Annotated in this window: 16 protein-coding genes; 8 read left to right on the top strand and 8 right to left on the bottom strand. The window is 64.0% G+C overall.

Features of this window, described 5'->3' with window-relative positions:
- The first annotated feature begins 6 nt into the window (after positions 1-6).
- Complete coding sequence (locus XI04_RS01395) at positions 7-978, top strand: CHAD domain-containing protein (protein WP_271608811.1); 972 nt, start codon at positions 7-9, stop codon at positions 976-978.
- On the opposite strand, the gene XI04_RS01390 is transcribed toward XI04_RS01395, so the two are convergent.
- Positions 975-2,828 carry a PHA/PHB synthase family protein gene (locus XI04_RS01390; RefSeq protein ID WP_028142578.1) on the bottom strand — a complete coding sequence of 618 codons (1,854 nt, stop codon included), beginning with the start codon at positions 2,826-2,828 and terminating at the stop codon, positions 975-977. The two genes, XI04_RS01395 and XI04_RS01390, sit on opposite strands and share 4 nt — an antisense overlap.
- Before the next feature lie 207 nt (positions 2,829-3,035).
- Between XI04_RS01390 and XI04_RS01385 the strand changes: the two genes are divergently transcribed.
- Positions 3,036-3,764 carry a CBS domain-containing protein gene (locus XI04_RS01385; RefSeq protein ID WP_038947176.1) on the top strand — a complete coding sequence of 243 codons (729 nt, stop codon included), beginning with the start codon at positions 3,036-3,038 and terminating at the stop codon, positions 3,762-3,764.
- 38 nt (positions 3,765-3,802) lie between these two features.
- Here the strand turns inward: XI04_RS01385 and XI04_RS01380 are convergent, their stop codons facing one another.
- The 3 genes from XI04_RS01380 to XI04_RS01370 all read right to left on the bottom strand — a co-directional run bounded on the left by XI04_RS01380 (position 3,803) and on the right by XI04_RS01370 (position 6,630).
- The gene (locus XI04_RS01380) at positions 3,803-4,261 is read right to left on the bottom strand and encodes a RidA family protein (protein WP_028142580.1); all 459 of its coding nucleotides are present in this window, start codon (positions 4,259-4,261) and stop codon (positions 3,803-3,805) included.
- Between the two features lie 21 nt (positions 4,262-4,282).
- Positions 4,283-5,974, bottom strand: a complete 1,692-nt coding sequence (locus XI04_RS01375) for a benzoate-CoA ligase family protein (protein WP_271608812.1) — start codon at positions 5,972-5,974, stop codon at positions 4,283-4,285.
- A 137-nt stretch (positions 5,975-6,111) separates the two neighbouring features.
- Positions 6,112-6,630, bottom strand: coding sequence for a MarR family winged helix-turn-helix transcriptional regulator (locus XI04_RS01370; RefSeq protein ID WP_018319244.1), 519 nt, complete (start codon positions 6,628-6,630; stop codon positions 6,112-6,114).
- Between the two features lie 251 nt (positions 6,631-6,881).
- Here XI04_RS01370 and XI04_RS01365 point away from each other — a divergent pair, with 251 nt between their 5' ends.
- Both XI04_RS01365 and XI04_RS01360 read left to right on the top strand, forming a co-directional pair.
- The gene (locus XI04_RS01365) at positions 6,882-8,057 is read left to right on the top strand and encodes an ABC transporter substrate-binding protein (protein WP_028142583.1); all 1,176 of its coding nucleotides are present in this window, start codon (positions 6,882-6,884) and stop codon (positions 8,055-8,057) included.
- Positions 8,058-8,085: 28 nt separating this feature from the next.
- Positions 8,086-8,541: a cupin domain-containing protein gene (locus tag XI04_RS01360; protein ID WP_028142584.1), complete on the top strand. Its 456-nt coding sequence runs from the start codon at positions 8,086-8,088 to the stop codon at positions 8,539-8,541.
- A gap of 110 nt (positions 8,542-8,651) precedes the next feature.
- Here XI04_RS01360 and XI04_RS01355 read toward each other — a convergent pair whose 3' ends face one another.
- The 4 genes from XI04_RS01355 to XI04_RS01340 form a co-directional block, all read right to left on the bottom strand.
- A complete protein-coding gene (locus tag XI04_RS01355; RefSeq protein ID WP_028142585.1) occupies positions 8,652-9,902 on the bottom strand; it encodes a flavin-dependent oxidoreductase in 1,251 nt (416 codons plus the stop codon).
- 55 nt (positions 9,903-9,957) lie between these two features.
- Entirely contained in the window at positions 9,958-12,309 is a 2,352-nt protein-coding gene (locus XI04_RS01350; RefSeq protein WP_271623361.1) for a bifunctional salicylyl-CoA 5-hydroxylase/oxidoreductase, read from the bottom strand.
- Between the two features lie 97 nt (positions 12,310-12,406).
- Entirely contained in the window at positions 12,407-13,243 is an 837-nt protein-coding gene (locus XI04_RS01345; protein WP_038947173.1) for an enoyl-CoA hydratase family protein, read from the bottom strand.
- A 31-nt stretch (positions 13,244-13,274) separates the two neighbouring features.
- A complete protein-coding gene (locus XI04_RS01340; protein ID WP_038947172.1) occupies positions 13,275-14,036 on the bottom strand; it encodes an SDR family NAD(P)-dependent oxidoreductase in 762 nt (253 codons plus the stop codon).
- Between the two features lie 214 nt (positions 14,037-14,250).
- Between XI04_RS01340 and XI04_RS01335 the strand changes: the two genes are divergently transcribed.
- The 4 genes from XI04_RS01335 to XI04_RS01320 are packed head-to-tail and all read left to right on the top strand — an operon-like array spanning position 14,251 to position 18,964.
- Positions 14,251-15,048, top strand: coding sequence for an alpha/beta fold hydrolase (locus tag XI04_RS01335; protein WP_049806472.1), 798 nt, complete (start codon positions 14,251-14,253; stop codon positions 15,046-15,048).
- Positions 15,049-15,060: 12 nt separating this feature from the next.
- Positions 15,061-16,350: an acyl-CoA dehydrogenase family protein gene (locus tag XI04_RS01330; protein ID WP_038947170.1), complete on the top strand. Its 1,290-nt coding sequence runs from the start codon at positions 15,061-15,063 to the stop codon at positions 16,348-16,350.
- Between the two features lie 2 nt (positions 16,351-16,352).
- Positions 16,353-17,879 carry a class I adenylate-forming enzyme family protein gene (locus tag XI04_RS01325; RefSeq protein WP_038971969.1) on the top strand — a complete coding sequence of 509 codons (1,527 nt, stop codon included), beginning with the start codon at positions 16,353-16,355 and terminating at the stop codon, positions 17,877-17,879.
- Positions 17,876-18,964: an NAD/NADP-dependent octopine/nopaline dehydrogenase family protein gene (locus XI04_RS01320; protein ID WP_271608814.1), complete on the top strand. Its 1,089-nt coding sequence runs from the start codon at positions 17,876-17,878 to the stop codon at positions 18,962-18,964. The genes XI04_RS01325 and XI04_RS01320 overlap by 4 nt, the downstream gene beginning before the upstream one ends.
- Positions 18,965-18,967 lie beyond the last annotated feature (3 nt).

The raw sequence follows: 18,967 nt of genomic DNA, 5'->3' as shown, positions 1-18,967 counted from the left end.
GCAAAGATGGCGCGACCCACCACGACCTCGACGGCCGTTCGCGCCACGCCGGCGGCGCGGCGCAATGCCCTGCCCGGCCGCCTCAGCCCCGGCATGGCCTGCGATACGGCGTTCCGCATCATCGCGCGCCGTCATCTCGATGCCGTGCTCGCCCAGCATGACGGCACCTGCCGCGGCGATCCCGACGCGCTACACCAGATCCGGATCGCGTTGACCCATCTGCGAACTGCCATCCGCTTCTTCTCGCCGATGGTCGACGACGCCCTGCGCCCGAACGTCTGGGCCGAACTGAAATGGCTGAACGGCCAGCTCGGCATGGTGCGGGATCTCGACGTGGCGATCGAGCGGATCGTCGCGGAGAGTGGCAAAGAGCTTGCGGTGGTCGCCGAGCTTCAGCATTGGGACGAAAAGCGCACCGAGAGCCACCGCCTGCTGGCTCGCGCGCTGCAATCCGCGCGGTATCGCCGCCTTGTCGAGCAGACCTCGATCTGGATCGAGAGCGGCCCCTGGTCAACCCGGCGCAGCAAGGAAGCCATGCGATTGCGCCGCTGCACGCTCGCCGAACACGCAACGGAGCGGCTGGCCGAGTGGGAGACGACGCTGCTCAAGAAGGCGCGAAAACTCCGCAAGCTCGACGTCGAGAAACGACACAAGCTGCGGATTCTCAACAAGCGGCTGACCTATTCGATCGAGTCGCTCCAGGACCTGTTCGCCGAGGAATCGCTGACCAAACAGAAATCGATCCTCAAGAAATTGCGCAAGGCGCAACGGTCGCTCGGACGATTGAACGATGATGCGCGGGGACATGCGCTGGCGGCGTCGTTGAACGGCGCCGGCCTCGAAGCCAGCAATCGATTCCGCAACCGCAAGCGTGAAAAGAAGCTGTTGCGGACGGCGTCAACGGCTTACCGCAAACTGGACAAGACGAAGCCCTTCCGCTCCTCGGATCTCGCACCGAGTTCCGAGCCGGAGGTTTAAGTGTGGACGTAGTCCCCCGGCGCATCGGGCAGGCCGGGAGCGTCTCCAAGCCCGATCGGCGGCGGATCGCAGGGCGCGCCGGAGCGCGCCGCCAGCCATTTGGTCCATTCCGGCCACCACGACCCTTCAATGCGCGGAGCCAGCTTCAGCCACTCGTCCGCACCGACATAGGGCGCGTCCTCGGCCTTGCTCAGCACTTGATAGCTGTGGCCGGGCTCGTCGGGAGGCGCGACGACGCCGGCATTGTGGCCACCACTGGTCAACAGGAACGTCACGTCGGCATCGACCTGATAGTGGATCTTGTAGACGGATCGCCACGGCGCGACGTGATCGGCCAGCGTGCCGACCACGAACATCGGGGCGTGAATATCGGACAGCGAAACGTTCCTGCCGCCGACGCGATAGCGCCCCCCGGCCAGATCGTTGTCGAGGAACAGCTTTCGCAGATATTCCGAATGCATGCGATAGGGCAGCCGCGTTGCGTCCGCGTTCCACGCCATCAGGTCGTTCAGCGGCGCGCCCTCGCCCATCAGATAGTCGTGTGACAGACGCGACCAGATCAGTTCGTTGGAGCGCAGCAGCTGGAAGGCGCCGGCCATCTGGGTCGTATCGAGATAGCCGCGCTGCCACATCATGTCTTCGAGAAAGGCGACCTGGCTCTCGTTGATGAAGAGCGTCAGCTCCCCGGCCTCGGTGAAGTCGGTCTGGGCCGCAAGGAGAGTAACGGTGCCAAAGCGGTTATCACCGTCGCGCTCCATCGCAGCGGCAGCGATCGACAGCAATGTCCCTCCCAGACAATAGCCGAGCGCATGGGTCTTCCGACCCGGCATGATCCGGCCGATCATGTCCAGCGCCGCCATGACCCCCAGCTTGCGATAGTCGTCGAAGGCGAGATCCCGATCTGTCGCATCCGGGTTGCGCCAGGAGATCGCGAACACCGTGAAACCCTGACCGGTCAGATATTTGACCAGCGAGTTCTGCGGCGAGAGATCGAGGATGTAGTACTTCATGATCCAGGCCGGCACGATCAGGATCGGCTCTGGTCGCACCTGCGCCGTGGTCGGTTGGTACTGGATCAGCTCGATCAGCTCGTTACGGTAGACGACCTTGCCGGGCGAAGCCGCCACCGATTTGCCGACCACAAACTGCTCACTGCCCGCCAATTTTGAGGCGGAGAGCAGGCGCATCAGGTCGCTGCACCAGTTTTGCCAGCCGAAGACGAAGTTTTCCCCGCCACTCTGGAACGCCTTTTCCAGCACCTTCGGATTGGTCGCCGCGAAATTCGACGGCGCCAGCATGTCGAGCATCTGGCGCATCGAGAATTCGACGATGGCTTCATTTGGGTGCGACACGCCGCGCACGCCGGTCGTGGCATCGTGCCACCAGCGCTCTCCGAGCAGGAATGCCTGCGCCAGCAGATTGAACGGCGCGGTCTCCCATTGCGGTCCACTAAAGCGGCGATCCCGCCCCTGCGGTTGGATCACGGACCACGGCTTTTGGCCCGGTGACGCCGCGTGCGCGGCGGCTTCCGCCAACCGGCCGGCGTCACGCAGGACGTTGCGGGAAATCTCCATCTGGCGCTGCGGCGCCGCAGCGAGATGCGAACTCCAGTCGAGCCACGCCAGCGACAAGGCCAGTGGCGAAATCCCGCCCGTAAACCGCGCAAGCATCGCGTGAAACGCGCGATCGAGAGGATATGGCTCCGATACAGGCGGAGGCTCGGCGGCAGCCGGCATCCCGGCACCCATCTGGGGGCTCACCGTCGCGGCTTCGGGACCAGCGGCTGGACTGATGGGGAGAGCCTGGACCGCCGGCTCTTCGGCCCGTGGAAAGATCTGCACGACGCTCATGGCTCAATGTTCCCGAGGGCTGCTGTTTGACGTCGGCGGCAGGATATGGCGAGGCTTCGCAGAGGCGTTGAGCTGTATCAAATCCGGGGCGCGGATCACGATTGCTTAATCAGGACGGACGGGCTTCGTCCGATTGACCTGAGTCAAACCGCACCCTGACACCCGAGCTAGTTTTCGCGCATCGAAATTCGACAAGCGGAGTTGTCCATGCGCGCCCACCAGATCATGACCCGGTCGGTCATCTCGGTTACCCCCGACACAAGCATCGTCGAGGCGGCAAATATCATGCTGAAGCGGCACGTCAGCGGTCTCACCGTGGTCGACGATACCGGCAAGCTGGTCGGCGTCGTCTCGGAAGGGGATTTCATCCGCCGCAGCGAAATCGGCACCGGGCGCAAGCGCGGACGCTGGCTGCGGTTCATCCTGGGGCCGGGCAAGTCTGCCAGCGACTTCGTCCACGAGCACGGCCGCAAGGTTGCGGAGGTGATGACCGACTCGCCCGTAACCATCACGGAGGACACGGCGCTCGCAGAGATCGTCGACCTGATGGAGCGGAACAACGTGAAGCGGCTTCCGGTGGTGCGCGGCGACAAGGTCGTCGGGATCGTATCCCGCGCCAATCTGCTGCAGGCGGTGGCGGGGCTCGCTCGTGAAGTGCGTGATCCGACGGCGGATGACGACCACATTCGCAACCGCATCATCGACATCATGGAGAAGAACGACTGGTGCCCGTTCGGGCTGAACGTCATCGTCCGCGACGGCATCGTCCACCTCAGCGGCGTCATCACCGAAGAGCGCACGCGGCAGGCCGCGATCGTCGCAGCGGAGAACGTCGACGGCGTAAAGAAGGTGCACGACCATCTGTGTTGGGTCGACACCATGTCGGGCGTCTATCTGAACTCGCCCGAGGACGACGAGCTCGCCAAGGCAAGCTGACAAGGCAAGCTGACAAGGCAAGCTGAACCAGACGCGATTCAGCGCGGAATGACGGCGGTGGCCTCGATCTCGACGCGCGCCGCCTTCTCCACGAGGCGCACCACCTGCACCAGCGCCATCGCCGGGTAATTTGCGCCGAAGATGGCACGGTAGATCTTACCGAGCTCCTTCAGGTTGGACAGGTACTCGTCCATGTCGACGACGTACCAAGTCAGCCGCACGAGGTGCTCGGGCCTCGCGCCTGCCTCAGCCAGGATCGCGGCGATGTTGCTCAAGGTCTGACCCACCTGCGCGACAAAGCCGTCGGCAAGACGCTCTTCGGCATCCCAGCCGATCACCCCGCCGGTGACGACGATGAGGCCCTCAGCGGCCATGCCATTGGCATAGCCCTTCGGCATCGGCCACCCCGACGGCTGGAGCACCTGCACCCGCGAACGGGCGTCATCCTCGGCTGCTGTCGGCAGCACCGCGAGTTGCGGGCCTTTCGGCGTCGTCACAGACAATTCTTCATCCCTCTCTCATTCCGCCGCGACGCCTGAGGACGTTGCCGCGGCCTGCGCCAGTTGCCGCAAGGCAAAGCGCTTCAATTTTCCGGTCTCGGTCTTGGGTAGTTGCGTCACGAATTCGATGGCACGCGGATATTTGTACGGCGCGATCTCGCGTTTGACATGTTCCTGCAACTCGGTCACGAGCTGAGCGTTCGGCGTCACGCCGGGCGTCGCGACGACATAGGCCTTCACAATCATGCCGCGCGCCTCGTCGGGGGCGCCGACCACGCCGCACTCGGCGACCGCCGGATGCGTGAGCAGCGCCGCCTCGACATCCGTGCCCGCGATATTGTAGCCGGCCGACACGATCATGTCGTCGGAGCGCGACTGGTACCAGAAATAGCCGTCATTATCCATCAGGTAGGTGTCGCCGGTGATGTTCCAGCCGTTCCTGACGTATTTGCGCTGCCGCTCGTCGGCGAGATAGCGGCATCCGGTCGGCCCGCGCACCGCGAGGTTCCCCATCGTGCCCGGCGGCAAATCATGGCCGTCATCGTCGACGATCTTGGCCTCATAGCCCGGCACGGGCTTGCCCGTTGCGCCGGGACGGATTTCGTCCTCGGTCGCGCTGATGAAGATGTGCAGCAATTCAGTCGAGCCGATGCCGTCCATCAGCTTGATCCCCGTCGCCTTGAGCCAGGCGTCGAAGGTCGGCTTGGGCAGCGTCTCGCCTGCGGAAACACATTTGCGAAGCGAGGAGATGTCGCGGCCAGCCAGCTTGCCGATCATCGCCCGGTAAGCGGTCGGCGCCGTGAAGCAGACCGTGGTCTTGTATTGCTCGATCGCCGTCAGGATATCGTCCGGCGTCGTCTTCTCCAGCACCACGAAAGAGGCGCCGATATGCATCGGAAACAGCACACCGCCGAAGCCGAAGGTGAACGCGAGCGGCGCCGAGCCGACGAAGCGATCCTTCTGTTCGGCTCGCAGGATGTTGCGCGCATAGCCGTCGCAGACCGCGAGCATGTCGCGGTGGAAATGCATGGTGCCCTTGGGATCGCCTGTCGTGCCGGACGTAAAGGCGATCAGACAGACGTCGTCGGAGTCGGTATCGATGGCCTTGAACTCCGGACTCGCGTCCGCGCTGAGCGCTTCGAGCGAGTCCGTCGCGCCATTGCCCCAATAAACGACTCGCTTGAGATTCGGCGCCGCAGCTTTCGCCTTCTCCATTTCCTCGGCGAGCTTTCCGTCGCACAGCGCCAGCGTGATCTCCGCCTTCTGGATCGGATATGACAGCTCCTTGGCGCGCAAGAGCGGCATCGTGGCCACGACAATGCCGCCGGCCTTGATGACCGCGAGATAGGCCGCGACCATCATGGGATTGTTGGCGGAGCGTAGCAGCACGCGTCCGCCGGGGACGAGACCAAGCTTGCCGACGAGCACGTTGGCGATGCGGTTCACCAGCGCTTGCAGCTCGCGATAGGTGTAACTGACGGCGGGACTGATGACGCAGGGCGCCTCGCCATGTCCCTGCTCGACCCAGCGATCGAGGAAATAACTGACGCAGTTCAATCGCGGCGGATAGCGCAGCTCCGGCCGTGTGAAGATGAACTCGGGCCAGAGCTCGCGTGGCGGCAGATGCTGCCGCGCAAACGTATCGACATGGGCCGTCGCAGCGTTGCCGTCATGCGAGCCCGACACTTGAATCTTGGCGGCGTTGGCCATCGCACGCTCCTTTCAGCATGGATTGCACCCGGCAGCACGATCTGGGAAACATTTTATGCTTAAAACAATTCGGCGCAATAGCGGATTTTGGGCGACCCGTGCTTTTTCCTGCGGCAAAAGGGGTTGGGCGGCGGTTCTTACGGCCGGCGGCGCGCGGCCGATTTCTGCGCCGACGCCTTGGTCTTGGCAAGCAGCCGCATTAATTCGCGCACATCCTTCGGCGAGAGGTCGGCGAAGAGATCGGCGATCCAGGTCTCGTGCTCCGCAGCCATCTTGCGGAACTCGGCGCGACCGAGTTTCGTGAGGCGGATCACCTGGACACGGCGGTCCGTCTCCGAGGTCCGACGATCGAGATGGCCGGATTCCACGAGGCGCTCGACGAGGCCGGTGACATTGCCGTTGGATACCATCATCCGCTTGGAGACATCGGATAGCGTCATGCCGTCAGGCGCCTTGTCGAGCTGAGCCATCAGATCGAAGCGGGGCAGCGTGACGTCGAACCGCTGCCGCAGCCGGCCGCGAACCTCGCCCTCGATCAGGGTGGTGCAGGTCAGAAGGCGCAGCCACAGCCGAAGCTCGTCGGCATGGTCCTCCGGCGTTTCGACGGCCTTGGTCTCGGAATCGAGCATCTCGGTGCGTTCACTCTCGGCGGGCATTGGCGCCGGCACGGATTCCCCAACATTTTGAGCTTCAAATAAATCGACGCCGGCCGCAAGTCCAAAGCTGCAACAATCGACCGCACGCGACTTTCTTTAGGCTTCAAATAATTGGCGCGCCGCTTGCATGCGCCGCTGCCGCGGGATGGCGACACTTTGAGCGCTCCTTGCCGCGGCCACCATCATCGGCATAAGCTTGGATTAAAGTACGTGGCTTGCAGCGCAAGCCCTGATGTCACGGGGGACAGATCATGAAGACGCAATTGACCTTGGCCGCAACTGCCCTGCTGGTCGGCACCGCAATGACCCCTGCCCTCGCCCAGGAGAAGATCAAGCTCGGGGTGATCGTGACTCTGTCGGGACCAGCCGCAGCGCTTGGCCAGCAAGTTCGCGACGGCTTTGCGCTCGCCGTAAAGGACCTCGGCAGCAAGATGGGCGGCCGTGACGTCGAGGTCGTGGTGGTCGATGACGAACTGAAGCCGGACGCGGCGGTGACCAAGGTCAAGGGTCTGCTCGAACGCGACAAGGTCGACTTCGTGATCGGCCCGATCTTCTCCAACATCCTGCAGGCGATCCACCGGCCCGTGACGGAGTCGAAGACCTTCCTGATCAGCCCCAACGCGGGCCCGTCGACCTTTGCCGGCAAGGACTGCAACCCGTTCTTCTATGTGACCTCGTACCAGAACGATCAGGTGCACGAGATCCTCGGCAAGGTCGCGCAGGATCGCGGCTACAAGCGCATGTACCTGATGGTCCCGAACTATCAGGCCGGCAAGGATTCGGTGGCGGGGTTCAAGCTCGACTACAAGGGCGAGATCGTCGAGGAATCCTACATGCCGCTGAACACGCTGGACTTCCAGCCGGAGCTTTCCAAGATCTCCTCGCAGAAGCCCGATGCCCTGTTCACGTTCATGCCGGGCGGCCTCGGCGTCAATCTCGTCAAGCAATACCGGCAGGCGGGCCTTGCTGACAGCATTCCGGTGCTCTCGGCGTTCACGGTGGATGAATCGACCTTGCCGGCACAGCAGGACGCCGCTGTCGGCATGTTTGGCGGCGCCAACTGGGCGCCCAATCTGGACAATCCCCCGAACAAGAAGTTCGTCGCGTCCTACGAGGCCGCCTATAACGTCGTGCCTGGCACCTACGCCTTCCAGGCGTATGACGCCGCGATGCTGATCGACAGCGCGGTCAAGGCCGTGAAGGGCGATCTGTCGAACAAGGACGCGGTCCAGGCCGCGCTGAAGAAAGCCGACTTCACCTCGCTGCGCGGCACCTTCAAGTTCAACACCAACGGCTATCCGATCCAGGATTTCTATCTGACCAAGGTTGCCAAGCGTCCGGACGGCAAGTTCCAGACGGAGATCGTGCAGAAGGTCTTCGAGAATTACGGCGACCGCTACGCCAAGGACTGTAAGGCGGCGAACTGAAGCCGCGACGGGTTACGGGAGGACTTCAATGAGCAGCGAAATCACCGGCATCACGCGCGCCAATGAGGGGATCCAGGGTATTTCCTGGAACATCCTCGGTCAAACCTACGTGCCGAAGAGCAAGACCGAGCACAGCTTCTCCTGGCATGCGACCTTGCCGCCGGGCACGTTCGTGCCGCCGCACATTCACCCCGACCAGGATGAATATCTCTACATGCTGGAGGGCAAGCTCGATTTCATGCTCGGCAATTCGGAGTCGCAGGCCACCGCCGGCGACCTGATCCGCCTCGGCATGGGCGTGCCGCACGGCATCTTCAACAAGTCGGAGCAGACCGCAAAAGTGCTGTTCTGGGTGTCGCCGACCAAAAGGCTGTTCGACCTGTTCTGGGGCCTCCACAACATGAAGGAACAGAAGCCGGAAGACGTGGTGGCGATGGCGGCCGAGTTCAACATCCACTTCCTGCCGCCGCCTCCCGGCGGCTAAGGCGCGATGAGATCAGGATGAACCGTCATCGCGCTTTAGATTATTGTTTGAGCATGCTCCTTTCGGAAAACCGCTTCGCACTTTTCCGGATCATGCTCTAGCCGCGAGTCTTAGGCGCGCACCGCCGCGAGCCCCGGCACTGCGGCGAAGCCCGCCTTGGTGGCGTAGCCGCGCACGATGGCCTCGCGCTGGGAATAGCTCAGGACGTTGTCGACATTGTCGAAGCCGTCGGGCGCGAGCTGCTCGACGGCGTCGATGACGCCCTCGGGGCCGCCCCGGCGATTGGAGCGCACGATATCCGCCGTCATCGGCAGGCGCTTCTTCTCGTATTCGAGCAGCGCCTGGCGCGGATGCTCGGCGCGCACCAGCGCGTCGGCAAGGCAACGCGCATCGAGGATCGCCTGCGAGGCGCCATTCGAGCCGACCGGATACATGGGGTGCGCGGCGTCGCCGAGTAGCGTGACGCGTCCCGACGACCAATAGGGCAAGGGATCGCGGTCGCAGGTCGGATATTCGTAGAATTCGGGCGTCGCCGAGATCAGGCTCTTCACGTCGACATAGGGCACCGAGAAGCGGGCGACGTGCGGCATCAGCTCCTCGCGGCGGCCCGGCCGCGACCAGTCTTCCTTCCGCGGCGGTGGCGCATTGCCCTCGCCCACCTTCACCAGCACGGCCCAGTTGGTCAGGCGGCTCGCCGGGCTCGATCCCTCCGCGATCGGATAGATCACCACCTTGGCATTGAGGCCGCCGGCCACGATCATCGATTTGCCGGTGAGGAACAGCGGCCAGTCGCGCGCACCGCGCCACAGCATCAGGCCGTTCCAGCACGGCGGTCCCTCGTTCGGGAACAACGTCTCTCGGACGCGGGAATGAATGCCGTCGGCGCCGATCAGGATATCGCCGCGCGCCGTGTGGACATGCGCGCCGGCACGATCGAAAAAGTAAGCGGTGACGCCGCCCTCGTCCTGCGTGAAAGCGCCGAGCCTGCAGCCGGTGTGGATCGCCTCGTGCCCGAGCCGCTCCTCGACGGCGCGATGGATGACGCCTTGAAGGCGGCCGCGATGGATCGAGAATTGCGGCACGTCGTGACCGGCGTCGATGCCGCGGGCTTCGCGCCAGACCTCCTGGCCATGGCGGTTGAGATAATAGAGCTGGTCGGTGCGAACAGCGACATCGTCGAGTTTCTGAAGCAGGCCGAGTCCGGCGAGCTCGCGCATGGCATGCGGCAGCGTATTGATGCCGACGCCGAGCTCACGAATGGTGTCGGCTTGCTCGAAAATCTCGCATCCGATGCCACGCGAACGCAGCATCAGCGCCGTGGTGAGGCCACCGATACCGCCACCGACGATAATCGCCTTCATCGCCCTTACTCCACTCGAAACATGCCAGGCAATGAGGTTAACGTCGCACGGGCGGTTACTCCGCCGCAAGCGGCTTTGTCGTCTCCGCCTTGAGCTCGGCCCGGGTCTTGGGCTTAGCCTTAATGCGCAGCTCCTCCAGATCCTGCCGGTCGCGGACGCTGTTGCGGAAAATCTGATCCATTCCGGGCAGATATTGCGGCGGGCAGAACGCGTCCTTTGCCCCGTACCAGGCCGCCGCCCTCATGGTGAAGAACGGATCGACCAGATGCGGCCGGCCAAGCGCCACGAGATCCGCCCTTCCGGCGGCCAGGATGGTATTGGCCTGGTCCGCCGTCGTGATGTTGCCGACGCACATCGTGGCGACGCGCGCCTCGTTGCGGACCTGATCCGAGAACGGCGTCTGGAACATGCGGCCGTAGATCGGCTGCGCATCGCGGACGGTCTGCCCGGTCGAGACATCGACCAGATCGACGCCGGCTTCGGCGAAAACGCGCGCAACCGCCACCGCGTCGTCGCCGGTGATGCCTCCATCGGCCCAGTCAGTCGCGGAGATGCGTACCGACATGGGCTTGTGCGACGGCCAGACCGCGCGGAGCGCCTCGAAGATCTCGCGCGGGAAGCGCAGACGGTTCTCGAGCGAGCCGCCGTATTCGTCCGTCCTGGTGTTCGTCAGCGGCGAGATGAAGCTGGCGAGCAGATAGCCGTGGGCACAATGCAGCTCCAGCATGTCGAAGCCGCAGCGCTCGCCGCGCTCAGCCGACGCAACGAAAGCGTCCCTCACCGCGTTCATGCCGGCGCGATCGAGCTCGCGCGGCACCTGACTGTCGGGAAAATAGGGGAGCGGCGATGCGGAGAACACGTCCCAGCCGCCTTCGTCCAGCGGGCGATCCATGCCGTCCCACATCAGCTTGGTCGCGCCCTTGCGGCCGGCGTGGCCCAACTGGAGGCAGATCTTTGCGGCCGAATTGCCGTGGACGAAGTCCACGATGCGCCGCCACGCCGCCTCCTGCTCGTCGTTCCACAGGCCAGTGCAGCCCGGCGTGATCCGGGCGTCGCGGCTGACGCAGGTCATCTCCGTGAAGATCAGGCCGGCGCCACCGATCGCACGCGATCCGTAGTGCACGAGGTGGAAGTCGGTCGGCACGCCCTCCTTGGCCGAGTACATGCACATCGGCGACATCACCGCGCGATTGGCGATCTCCATCTCGCGCAGGCGGAACGGCTGGAACAACGGCACCGCCGGCTCTTTCGTGTCGACGTCAAAGCCGCTGTCGCGAACCTGTTTGGCAAATGACTTCTCGACCTCGGCCACGAAGTCGGGCGCGCGGAGCTTGAGATTGTCATAGGTGATCGCCTTCGAGCGCGTCATCACGCCGAAGGCAAACTGCACGGGATCAAAATCCCAGAAGCGGTCGACATGCTCGAACCAGACCAGCGAGACGTCGGCGGCATGCTGCGTCTTCTCGACCTCCTCGCGGCGGCCCTGCTCGTAGACATCAAGCGCCGCCTTGATGCTGGGAGCTTTCTCCATCGCCTCGGCCAGCGCAATCGCGTCTTCCATCGCGAGCTTGGTGCCGGAGCCGATCGAAAAATGCGCGCTCGCCTTGGCATCGCCGAGCAGCACCATGTTGTCCTTGACCCAGCGCTTGCTGCGGATCATCGGGAAATTGCGCCACATCGAACGGTTGATGAGCAGCTTGTGTCCATCGAGGAACCAGCCAAAAATCTCGGCCATCCGCGCGGCGGACTGCGTCTCGTCCAGCCCCGTGAGGCCAGCCCGCTCGAACGTCTCGGGATCGGTCTCGAAGATCCAGGTCGAGTGTCCGGCCTCATACTGATAGGCGTGGGCGATGAACGGCCCCCACTCGGTCTCCTGGAAGATGAAGGTGAAGGCATCGAGCGGCTTGGTCGAGCCCATCCAGGCGAACTTGTTGGAGCGGAGGTCAACCTCCGGCTGGAAATGATCGATGTATTTCTCGCGGAAGCGGCTGTTGATGCCGTCGGCGATCAGGACGAGATCGGCGTCGGCGAACCGGGTTTCGTCGTCGATGTCCACCTCGAAGTGCAGGACGACGCCAAGCTCGCGGGCCCGTTCCTGAAGGATCAGGAGCAGCTTGCTTCGGGAGCAGCCGCAAAAGCCGTTACCGCCGACCCGGTGGACCGTGCCGCGGAAATGCACGGCGATGTCGTCCCAGTATGCGAACTCCTGGGTGATGCGGCGGTAGCTCGGCAGATCGTGTTTTTCGAAATTGTCCAGCGTGGCATCGGAGAAGACCACGCCGAAGCCGAAGGTGTCGTCGGCCCGATTGCGCTCATACACCGTGATGTCGGCGCCCGGGCGCTGCTTCTTGAGCAGGATCGCAGCGTAGAGACCCGCAGGTCCGCCACCGATGATCGCGACTTTCATGGGAGCCTCGCCAATTCACCCGGCCATGAAACTATTTTAAGCCTAAAATAATTTCGTGCAAGTCCCCGTTGTTGGCCGGCTCGGACAAAGACGCCGTTTAGTCGCCCCTGAATACCGGCTTGACCTTGTTGGCGAAGGCCTCGAAGGCGCGCTCGAAATCGGCTGTGGTCATGCACAGGGCCTGGGCAACGGCTTCCGCCTCGATCGCCTCCTCCACCGACATTGCCCATTCCATCGCCAGCATTCGCTTGGTCATGGTGTTGGCGAAGGTCGGCCCTTCCGCGATCTGCTTGGCCAGGACCTGCGCCTGGGGCAGCACCTGCTCCGGCGTCACGATGCGGCTGAAGAAGCCCCAGCGCTCGCCCTCGTCCGCGGTCATGAAACGGCCGGTGTAGAGCAGCTCGGAGGCGCGGGACTGCCCGATGATCCGCGGCAGGATCGCGCAGGCGCCCATGTCGCAACCGGCAAGGCCCACCTTGTTGAACAGGAAAGCAACCTTGGTCCCGCCTGCCGCGAGGCGCATGTCCGATGCCATGGCGACGATCGCACCGGCCCCGGCACAGATTCCCTCGACCGCGGCTATGATCGGCTGCGGGCAGGCCCGCATCGCCTTGACGAGGTCGCCGGTCATCCGCGTGAAGGCCGTCAGCCCCTTGGTGTCCATCTTCACCAGCGGGCCGATGATCTCGAACACGTCACCACCGGACGAGAAATTGCCGCCCGCGCCGGTGACGACGATGGATTTGACCTCGTCGTCGAAGGCGCAAGCGCGGAAGAAATCGGTCAGTTCCCGGTAGCTTTCGAACGTCAGCGGATTCTTTCGTTCGGGCCGGTTGAGCGTGACCGTCGCGACGCCGTCGACCACCGCCAGCAGGAAGTGCTGCGGCGAATAGTCCGCGAGCGGAATGGTGACGGGATTTGCTGGTCTGCTCATGCGATCTCCTTGGTGTGTTCGTTCCGCGCCGCTAGATTTCGCCGCCAGCCACCGCGATTGCCTGCCCGGTAATCGCACTGGCTCCCTGCCCGCACAGCCACAGCACGGAATCCGCCACCTCTTGAGGCGCGATCAGGCGCCCTTGCGGATTGTGCTTGGCGAGTTCGGCGATCGCCTGCTCGCGGCTTCGTCCCGTCTTGGTCATGATGTTCTCGATGCTGCCAGCTACGAGGTCGGTGTCGGTGAAGCCCGGGCAAACCGCATTCACGGTCACATTGCTACCGGCCAGCTCGAGCGCAAGCGAACGAACGAGACCGACCGCGGCGTGCTTGGCCGCAGTGTATGCGCTGACATAGGCATAGCCCTTGAGCCCCGCGGTCGACGCAATCACGACGATGCGGCCATACGGACGATCCTTCAGGCCCGGCAGCACGCCGTGGATGGCATGGACGACGCCCATGAAATTGGTGTCCATCATGCGCGCAAAAAGAGCGGCGTCCGACTTCGCAAATGGTGCGGATTCGGCGCTGCCCGCATTGGCGATCAGGATATCGATCGGCTTTCGCGCGCTGGCCTCGCTAATGGCGGCCTTCAACGACGCTTCGTCCGAAACATCGGCGACGGCCGCAAAATGCGCGGCGCCTGCATTGACCGCCTCTTCGAGGACCGCGGAGTTCCGACCGACTATCGTCACAGTGGCGCCGGCGCCGACGAGGGCCGCCGCGATCGCACGGCCGATGCCGCGGCCACCACCGGTCACCAGTGCGTGCGGCGAGTGCGGCAATCCGGACATGCGCTGGCTCCCTCGGATCCGATGATCGTTCCTCCGATATATTTTAACCTTCAAATTTTTGCAACGAAAGCGGCGCCTCGCGGCCGCGAACGTCGGGGCACGAGAGGGCGGCCCGAAAATTGCTTTAAGTATAAAATTATCGCTTCCCATCCCCCACAGGCCTGTTAGCATCAAGGGCCAAGCAAAAGGATGTCGCGTGTCGCAGCCTGCGCCAATGATAACAAAGGACGGACGCTTCGCCTACGAAGCCGCGGGCGATCCGGATGCGATACCTCTGATCTTCCTTCATGGCATCGGCGGCGCAGCGCGGGCCTGGCGGCGGCAACTTGCCACGTTCGGCGGCCGCTTCCGCGCGATCGCATGGGATATGCCGGGTTACGGCAGATCGGCACCGCTCGCCAGCGTCAGCATTGCTACCCTGGCGGAGGCGCTCCAGCAGTTCATTGAGCAACTCGATGCAACCAGACCCATTCTGGTCGGTCACTCGATTGGCGGCATGATCGTGCAGAAATGGCTGGTGCAATCGCCAAAGCTGGCGCGCGCGGTCGTACTGGCGCAGACCAGCCCGGCCTTCGGCAAGGCCGACGGCGACTGGCAGAAATCGTTCATCGCGGCGCGGCTCGGGCCGCTCGATCGCGGAGAGACGATGAAGTCGCTGGCGCCCTCGCTGGTGAAGGAGCTTGTCGGGGACGATCCCGATCCGAACGGGATCGTGCTTGCACGCGAATGCATGGGGAGCGTGCCCGAGGCAAGCTATCGTGCCATGATGCTGGCTCTCATCGGCTTCGACCAGCGCAGCACGCTTGCGAATATTTCCGTCCCGACGCTGCTGCTGTCGGGTTCCAAGGACAACAATGCGCCCGCGCCGATGATGGCAAAGACTGCGAACTACATCCCTGGTGCTGAATATGTCGAGCTCGCCGGCGTCGGCCATCTCGCCAACCTCGAGCGCCCCGAGGCCTTTGACGAGGCCCTCGGCCGGTTCCTGAACTCTCTCGCGACCAAAGCGTAAGGTGACCGCGCAATGACCATGCAAGTCAGCAAGACGATCGGCACGACTGACAAGGTGGCGCTGGATGCGCCGATCTTCGATCCCGTTGCATTCCGCCTCAGCGACGAGCAGGCTGGCATCGTTACGCGGGCAAGAGAGATCGGTCAGAGCGTGTTCGCCGCTCGCGCCGCCACCTACGATCGCGAGGCGACCTTTCCGATCGAGAATTATCGCGACCTGCACCGCGTCGGTCTGCTTGGCATTGCCGTTCCCAAGAAACACGGTGGGCTCGGCGCGAACTACCAGACCTATGCTTTGGCGGCCGCCGAGATCGGCCGCTATTGCGGCGCGACCGCGCTGACCTGGAACATGCACGTGTGCTCGACCCTATGGTCGGGGCCCCTCGCCGACGATCTCGACATGGACGCCGGGACCCGGGCCGAGCACGAGCGGCGTCGCGCAGTCCACTACAAGCGCATCGTCGAGGATGGTGCGATCTATTCGCAACCCTTCTCCGAGGGTGGAGCGGCCGCCGCAGGCGGCGTCGCCTTCGGCACAGAAGCAAGGCCGGTCGAGGGCGGCTGGATCGTCAACGGCAAGAAGATTTTTGCATCGCTCTCCGGCCATGCCGACTATTACGGCGTGCTCTGCACTGAGATCGAGGAAGGCGAGAAGGCCTCGCGCCGCAACACGCTTTACCTCGCGATCTCCGCCAAATCGGAAGGCGTCTCTGTCGTCGGTGACTGGGACCCGCTCGGCATGCGCGGAACGGTTTCGCGGACGCTCCTGTTCAAGGACGTGTTCGTGCCGGCCGACTCTGCACTGATGCCGCGCGGCGTCTATTTCCAGGCCGCGATGCGCTGGCCTCACATGTTCCTCACGTTGTCGCCGACCTATATGGGCCTGGCGCAAGCGGCCTATGATTTCACCGTGCGTTATCTGCGCGGCGAAGTGCCGGGCATGCCGCCGGTCAAGCGCCGGATGTATCCGACCAAGCAGATCGCGGTCGCGCAGATGCAGATCAAGCTCGAGCAGGTCAAGGCGATCTGGTTCCAGGCCGTCACCGAAGCCTGCGCCAATCCGAGCAAGGAGCAGGTGCTGCGGGCCTATGCCGCGCAATATTCGGTGATGGAAGGCGCCAATGAGCTTGCCGCGCTCGCGATCCGCACCTGCGGCGGACAGGCCATGCTTCGCTCGCTGCCGCTGGAACGGATCTACCGCGACAGCCGCTGCGGCTCGCTGATGCTGCCCTGGACCGCCGAGCTCTGCCTCGACCGGATCGGACGCGAGGCGCTGTATGAGACCGGCGAGACGGACGACTGACGGTGGACCTCTGCAGTCTGATCGATCGCAACGCGGCGTTCGCGCCAGACAAGACAGCCATTGCCTTCGAAGGGGAACGGCTGAGCTATGCGGCGTTCGCCGCGCGCATCGAACGCACCGCGACGGCATTGAAACAGGAGCTCGGCGTCGGCCGCGGCGACCGCGTCGCCATCCTGAGCCTGAACCGACCCGACTATCTTGTTCTGCTCTACGCCTGCGCGCGGCTGGGTGCGATGCTTGTGCCGCTGAACTGGCGGCTGGCGGTCGCCGAGCAACTCTTCATTCTCGCCGATGCGAGCGCCAAGGTGCTGGTGCTCGAGCGGGCCTTCGAGGGAGTTCTCCCCGAGCTTGCGCCGGGGACGTCCGTTGTCGGCCTCGACTTCACGCCACCTCGCGGCACGACATTCGAAAGCCTGCTCGCGCGCAGCGACGGCGCCGGCCGAAATCCGCACACCGATCTCTCCTGCCCCCTGCTGATCGTCTACACATCGGGGACAACCGGGCGGCCGAAAGGCGCGGTGCTGCGCCAGGAGGCGCTGTTCTGGAACGGCGTCATGAGCCAGCACATGCACAACATGACGTCCGACGATCACGTGCTGACCGTGCTGCCGTTCTTCCATGTCGGCGGCCTCAACATCCAGACCACGCCGGCGCTGCAACTTGGCGCGACCGTCACGGTCCATGCGCGCTTCGCGCCGGAGACCGCGCTTGCGGCCATCGAGCGGGAGCGGCCGACACTCACGGTCATGGTGCCTGCGATCATCCAGGCGGTGAGCGAGCATCCCGCCTGGGCCGCCACCGATCTTTCGTCACTCAAAGCCGTCGCCACCGGCTCGACCATCGTGCCTCCGCATCTGATCGAGCGTTTCGTCGCCCGCGATGTGCCGGTGCTTCAGGTCTACGGCTCGACGGAAACCTGCCCGATCGCCGTCTACACGCGGCTAGGCGGCGACCTTTCGCGTGCGGGATCGACCGGTCTTGCCGGCCTGTGCTGCGAAGCGAAGGTGGTCGATCATTCCGGCAATGAGGTGCCGGCGGGCACGCCGGGCGAGATCGCGGTACGCGGACCCAATGTGTTCTTCGAATATTGGGGCAACGAGGCGGCAACGCGCGACGCATTGCACGACGGCTGGTATCGCACCGGCGACATCGGCCTGTGCGACGCCGACGGCTATTTCTGGGTCCGCGACCGCAAGAAGAACATGATCATTTCGGGGGGAGAGAACGTCTACCCGGCCGAGGTCGAGCGCGTCCTGCTCGAACATCCCGATGTCAGCGAATGCGCCGTGATCGGCCGGCCGGACCCGCGCTGGGACGAGGTGCCGATCGCTTATGTCATCCCCCGATCCGGCTGCCGGCCCGAAGCGAACGAGCTGAGAGCCCATCTCCAGGCGCAACTCGCCCGCTACAAGGTGCCACGCGACATCGTCTTCGTCGCCGACCTGCCGCGCACCGCGCTGGGGAAGGTCCAGCATTTCCTGCTGAAGCAGCTTGATGCGCAGTCCCGCGCGCAAGGAGAAGCATCTTGAAGATTGCAGTTCTCGGTGGAGGAAACGGCTCCTTCGCGGCCGCCGGCGATTTTGCGCTGTCGGGGCATGAGGTGCGACTCTGGCGCCGCGATGCCGGTCAGGTCGCGGCACATCGCGCCGCCGGCTCGCGCATCCTGGTCAAGGATCACAACGGCCGCCACGACGTGACGCTCGCGCTGGTCACGACGGATATCGCCGAGGCCGTCAACGGCACGGAGCTGATCCTGTGCCCCGCTCCTGCCTTCGCACAGACTGATATCGCTCGCCTGCTCGCCCCGCATCTGCGGGACGGTCAGGTCGTATTCTTGCCGCCGGCGACATTCGGCTCGATGATCTTCGCAGAGGCTGCGCGGGATGCTGGGAACCAGGCCAGGGCAAGCTTTGCCGAAACCGGTACACTGCCGTGGCTCACCCGCAAGCACGGACCGTTCGAGGTCGCGATCACCATCCGCGCCAAGCGGCTTCCAGTCGGCGTGTTCCCGCTCGACCGGGCACCGCATGCGCTCGAGGTGATCGGACGCGCTTTCCCCGATACGATCGAGCCGTGCGGAGACGCGCTGTCCGGGGCGCTGATGAATGCAGGACCCATCATCCATCCGCCGCTGATCGTGATGAATGCCGGTCCAATCGAACATTTCGAGCGCTGGGACATTCATAAGGAAGGCACACAAGCCGCGATCCGGCGGGTGACCGACGCGCTCGACGCGGAACGCATCGCGGTGCGCGAGGCACTTGGTTACGGTGCACCGCATTTCCCGCTCGCTCATCACTATGCGAAAGAGGGCGAGATTTGGATGTATGGCCGCGGCTCACACGACCGGCTGACGGATTCAGGGGACTGGCGCGAACGGATCGTGCTGACGGAGCATCGCTATATGCGCGAGGACCTGCGGCTTGGGCTGTCGCTGCTGGTCTCCGTCGCAGGCCTGGCTGGCGTGGCCACGCCGCTGGCCAAAGCATTCCTGTCGATCGGCGGCGCGGTCTGCGGCGAGGATTTTGCGCAAGGTGGCCGAACGCTTGAGACGCTGGGGCTCGACAATCTCAGCAAGGCAGAATTACAGACGCTGCTTCGCAATGGATTCTGACCG

Origin of the sequence: Bradyrhizobium sp. CCBAU 11430, from assembly GCF_028128855.1 — a bacterium.
GTDB classification, from domain to species: Bacteria; Pseudomonadota; Alphaproteobacteria; order Rhizobiales; family Xanthobacteraceae; genus Bradyrhizobium; species Bradyrhizobium ottawaense.
This window is presented reverse-complemented; position numbering and strand designations above follow the sequence as displayed.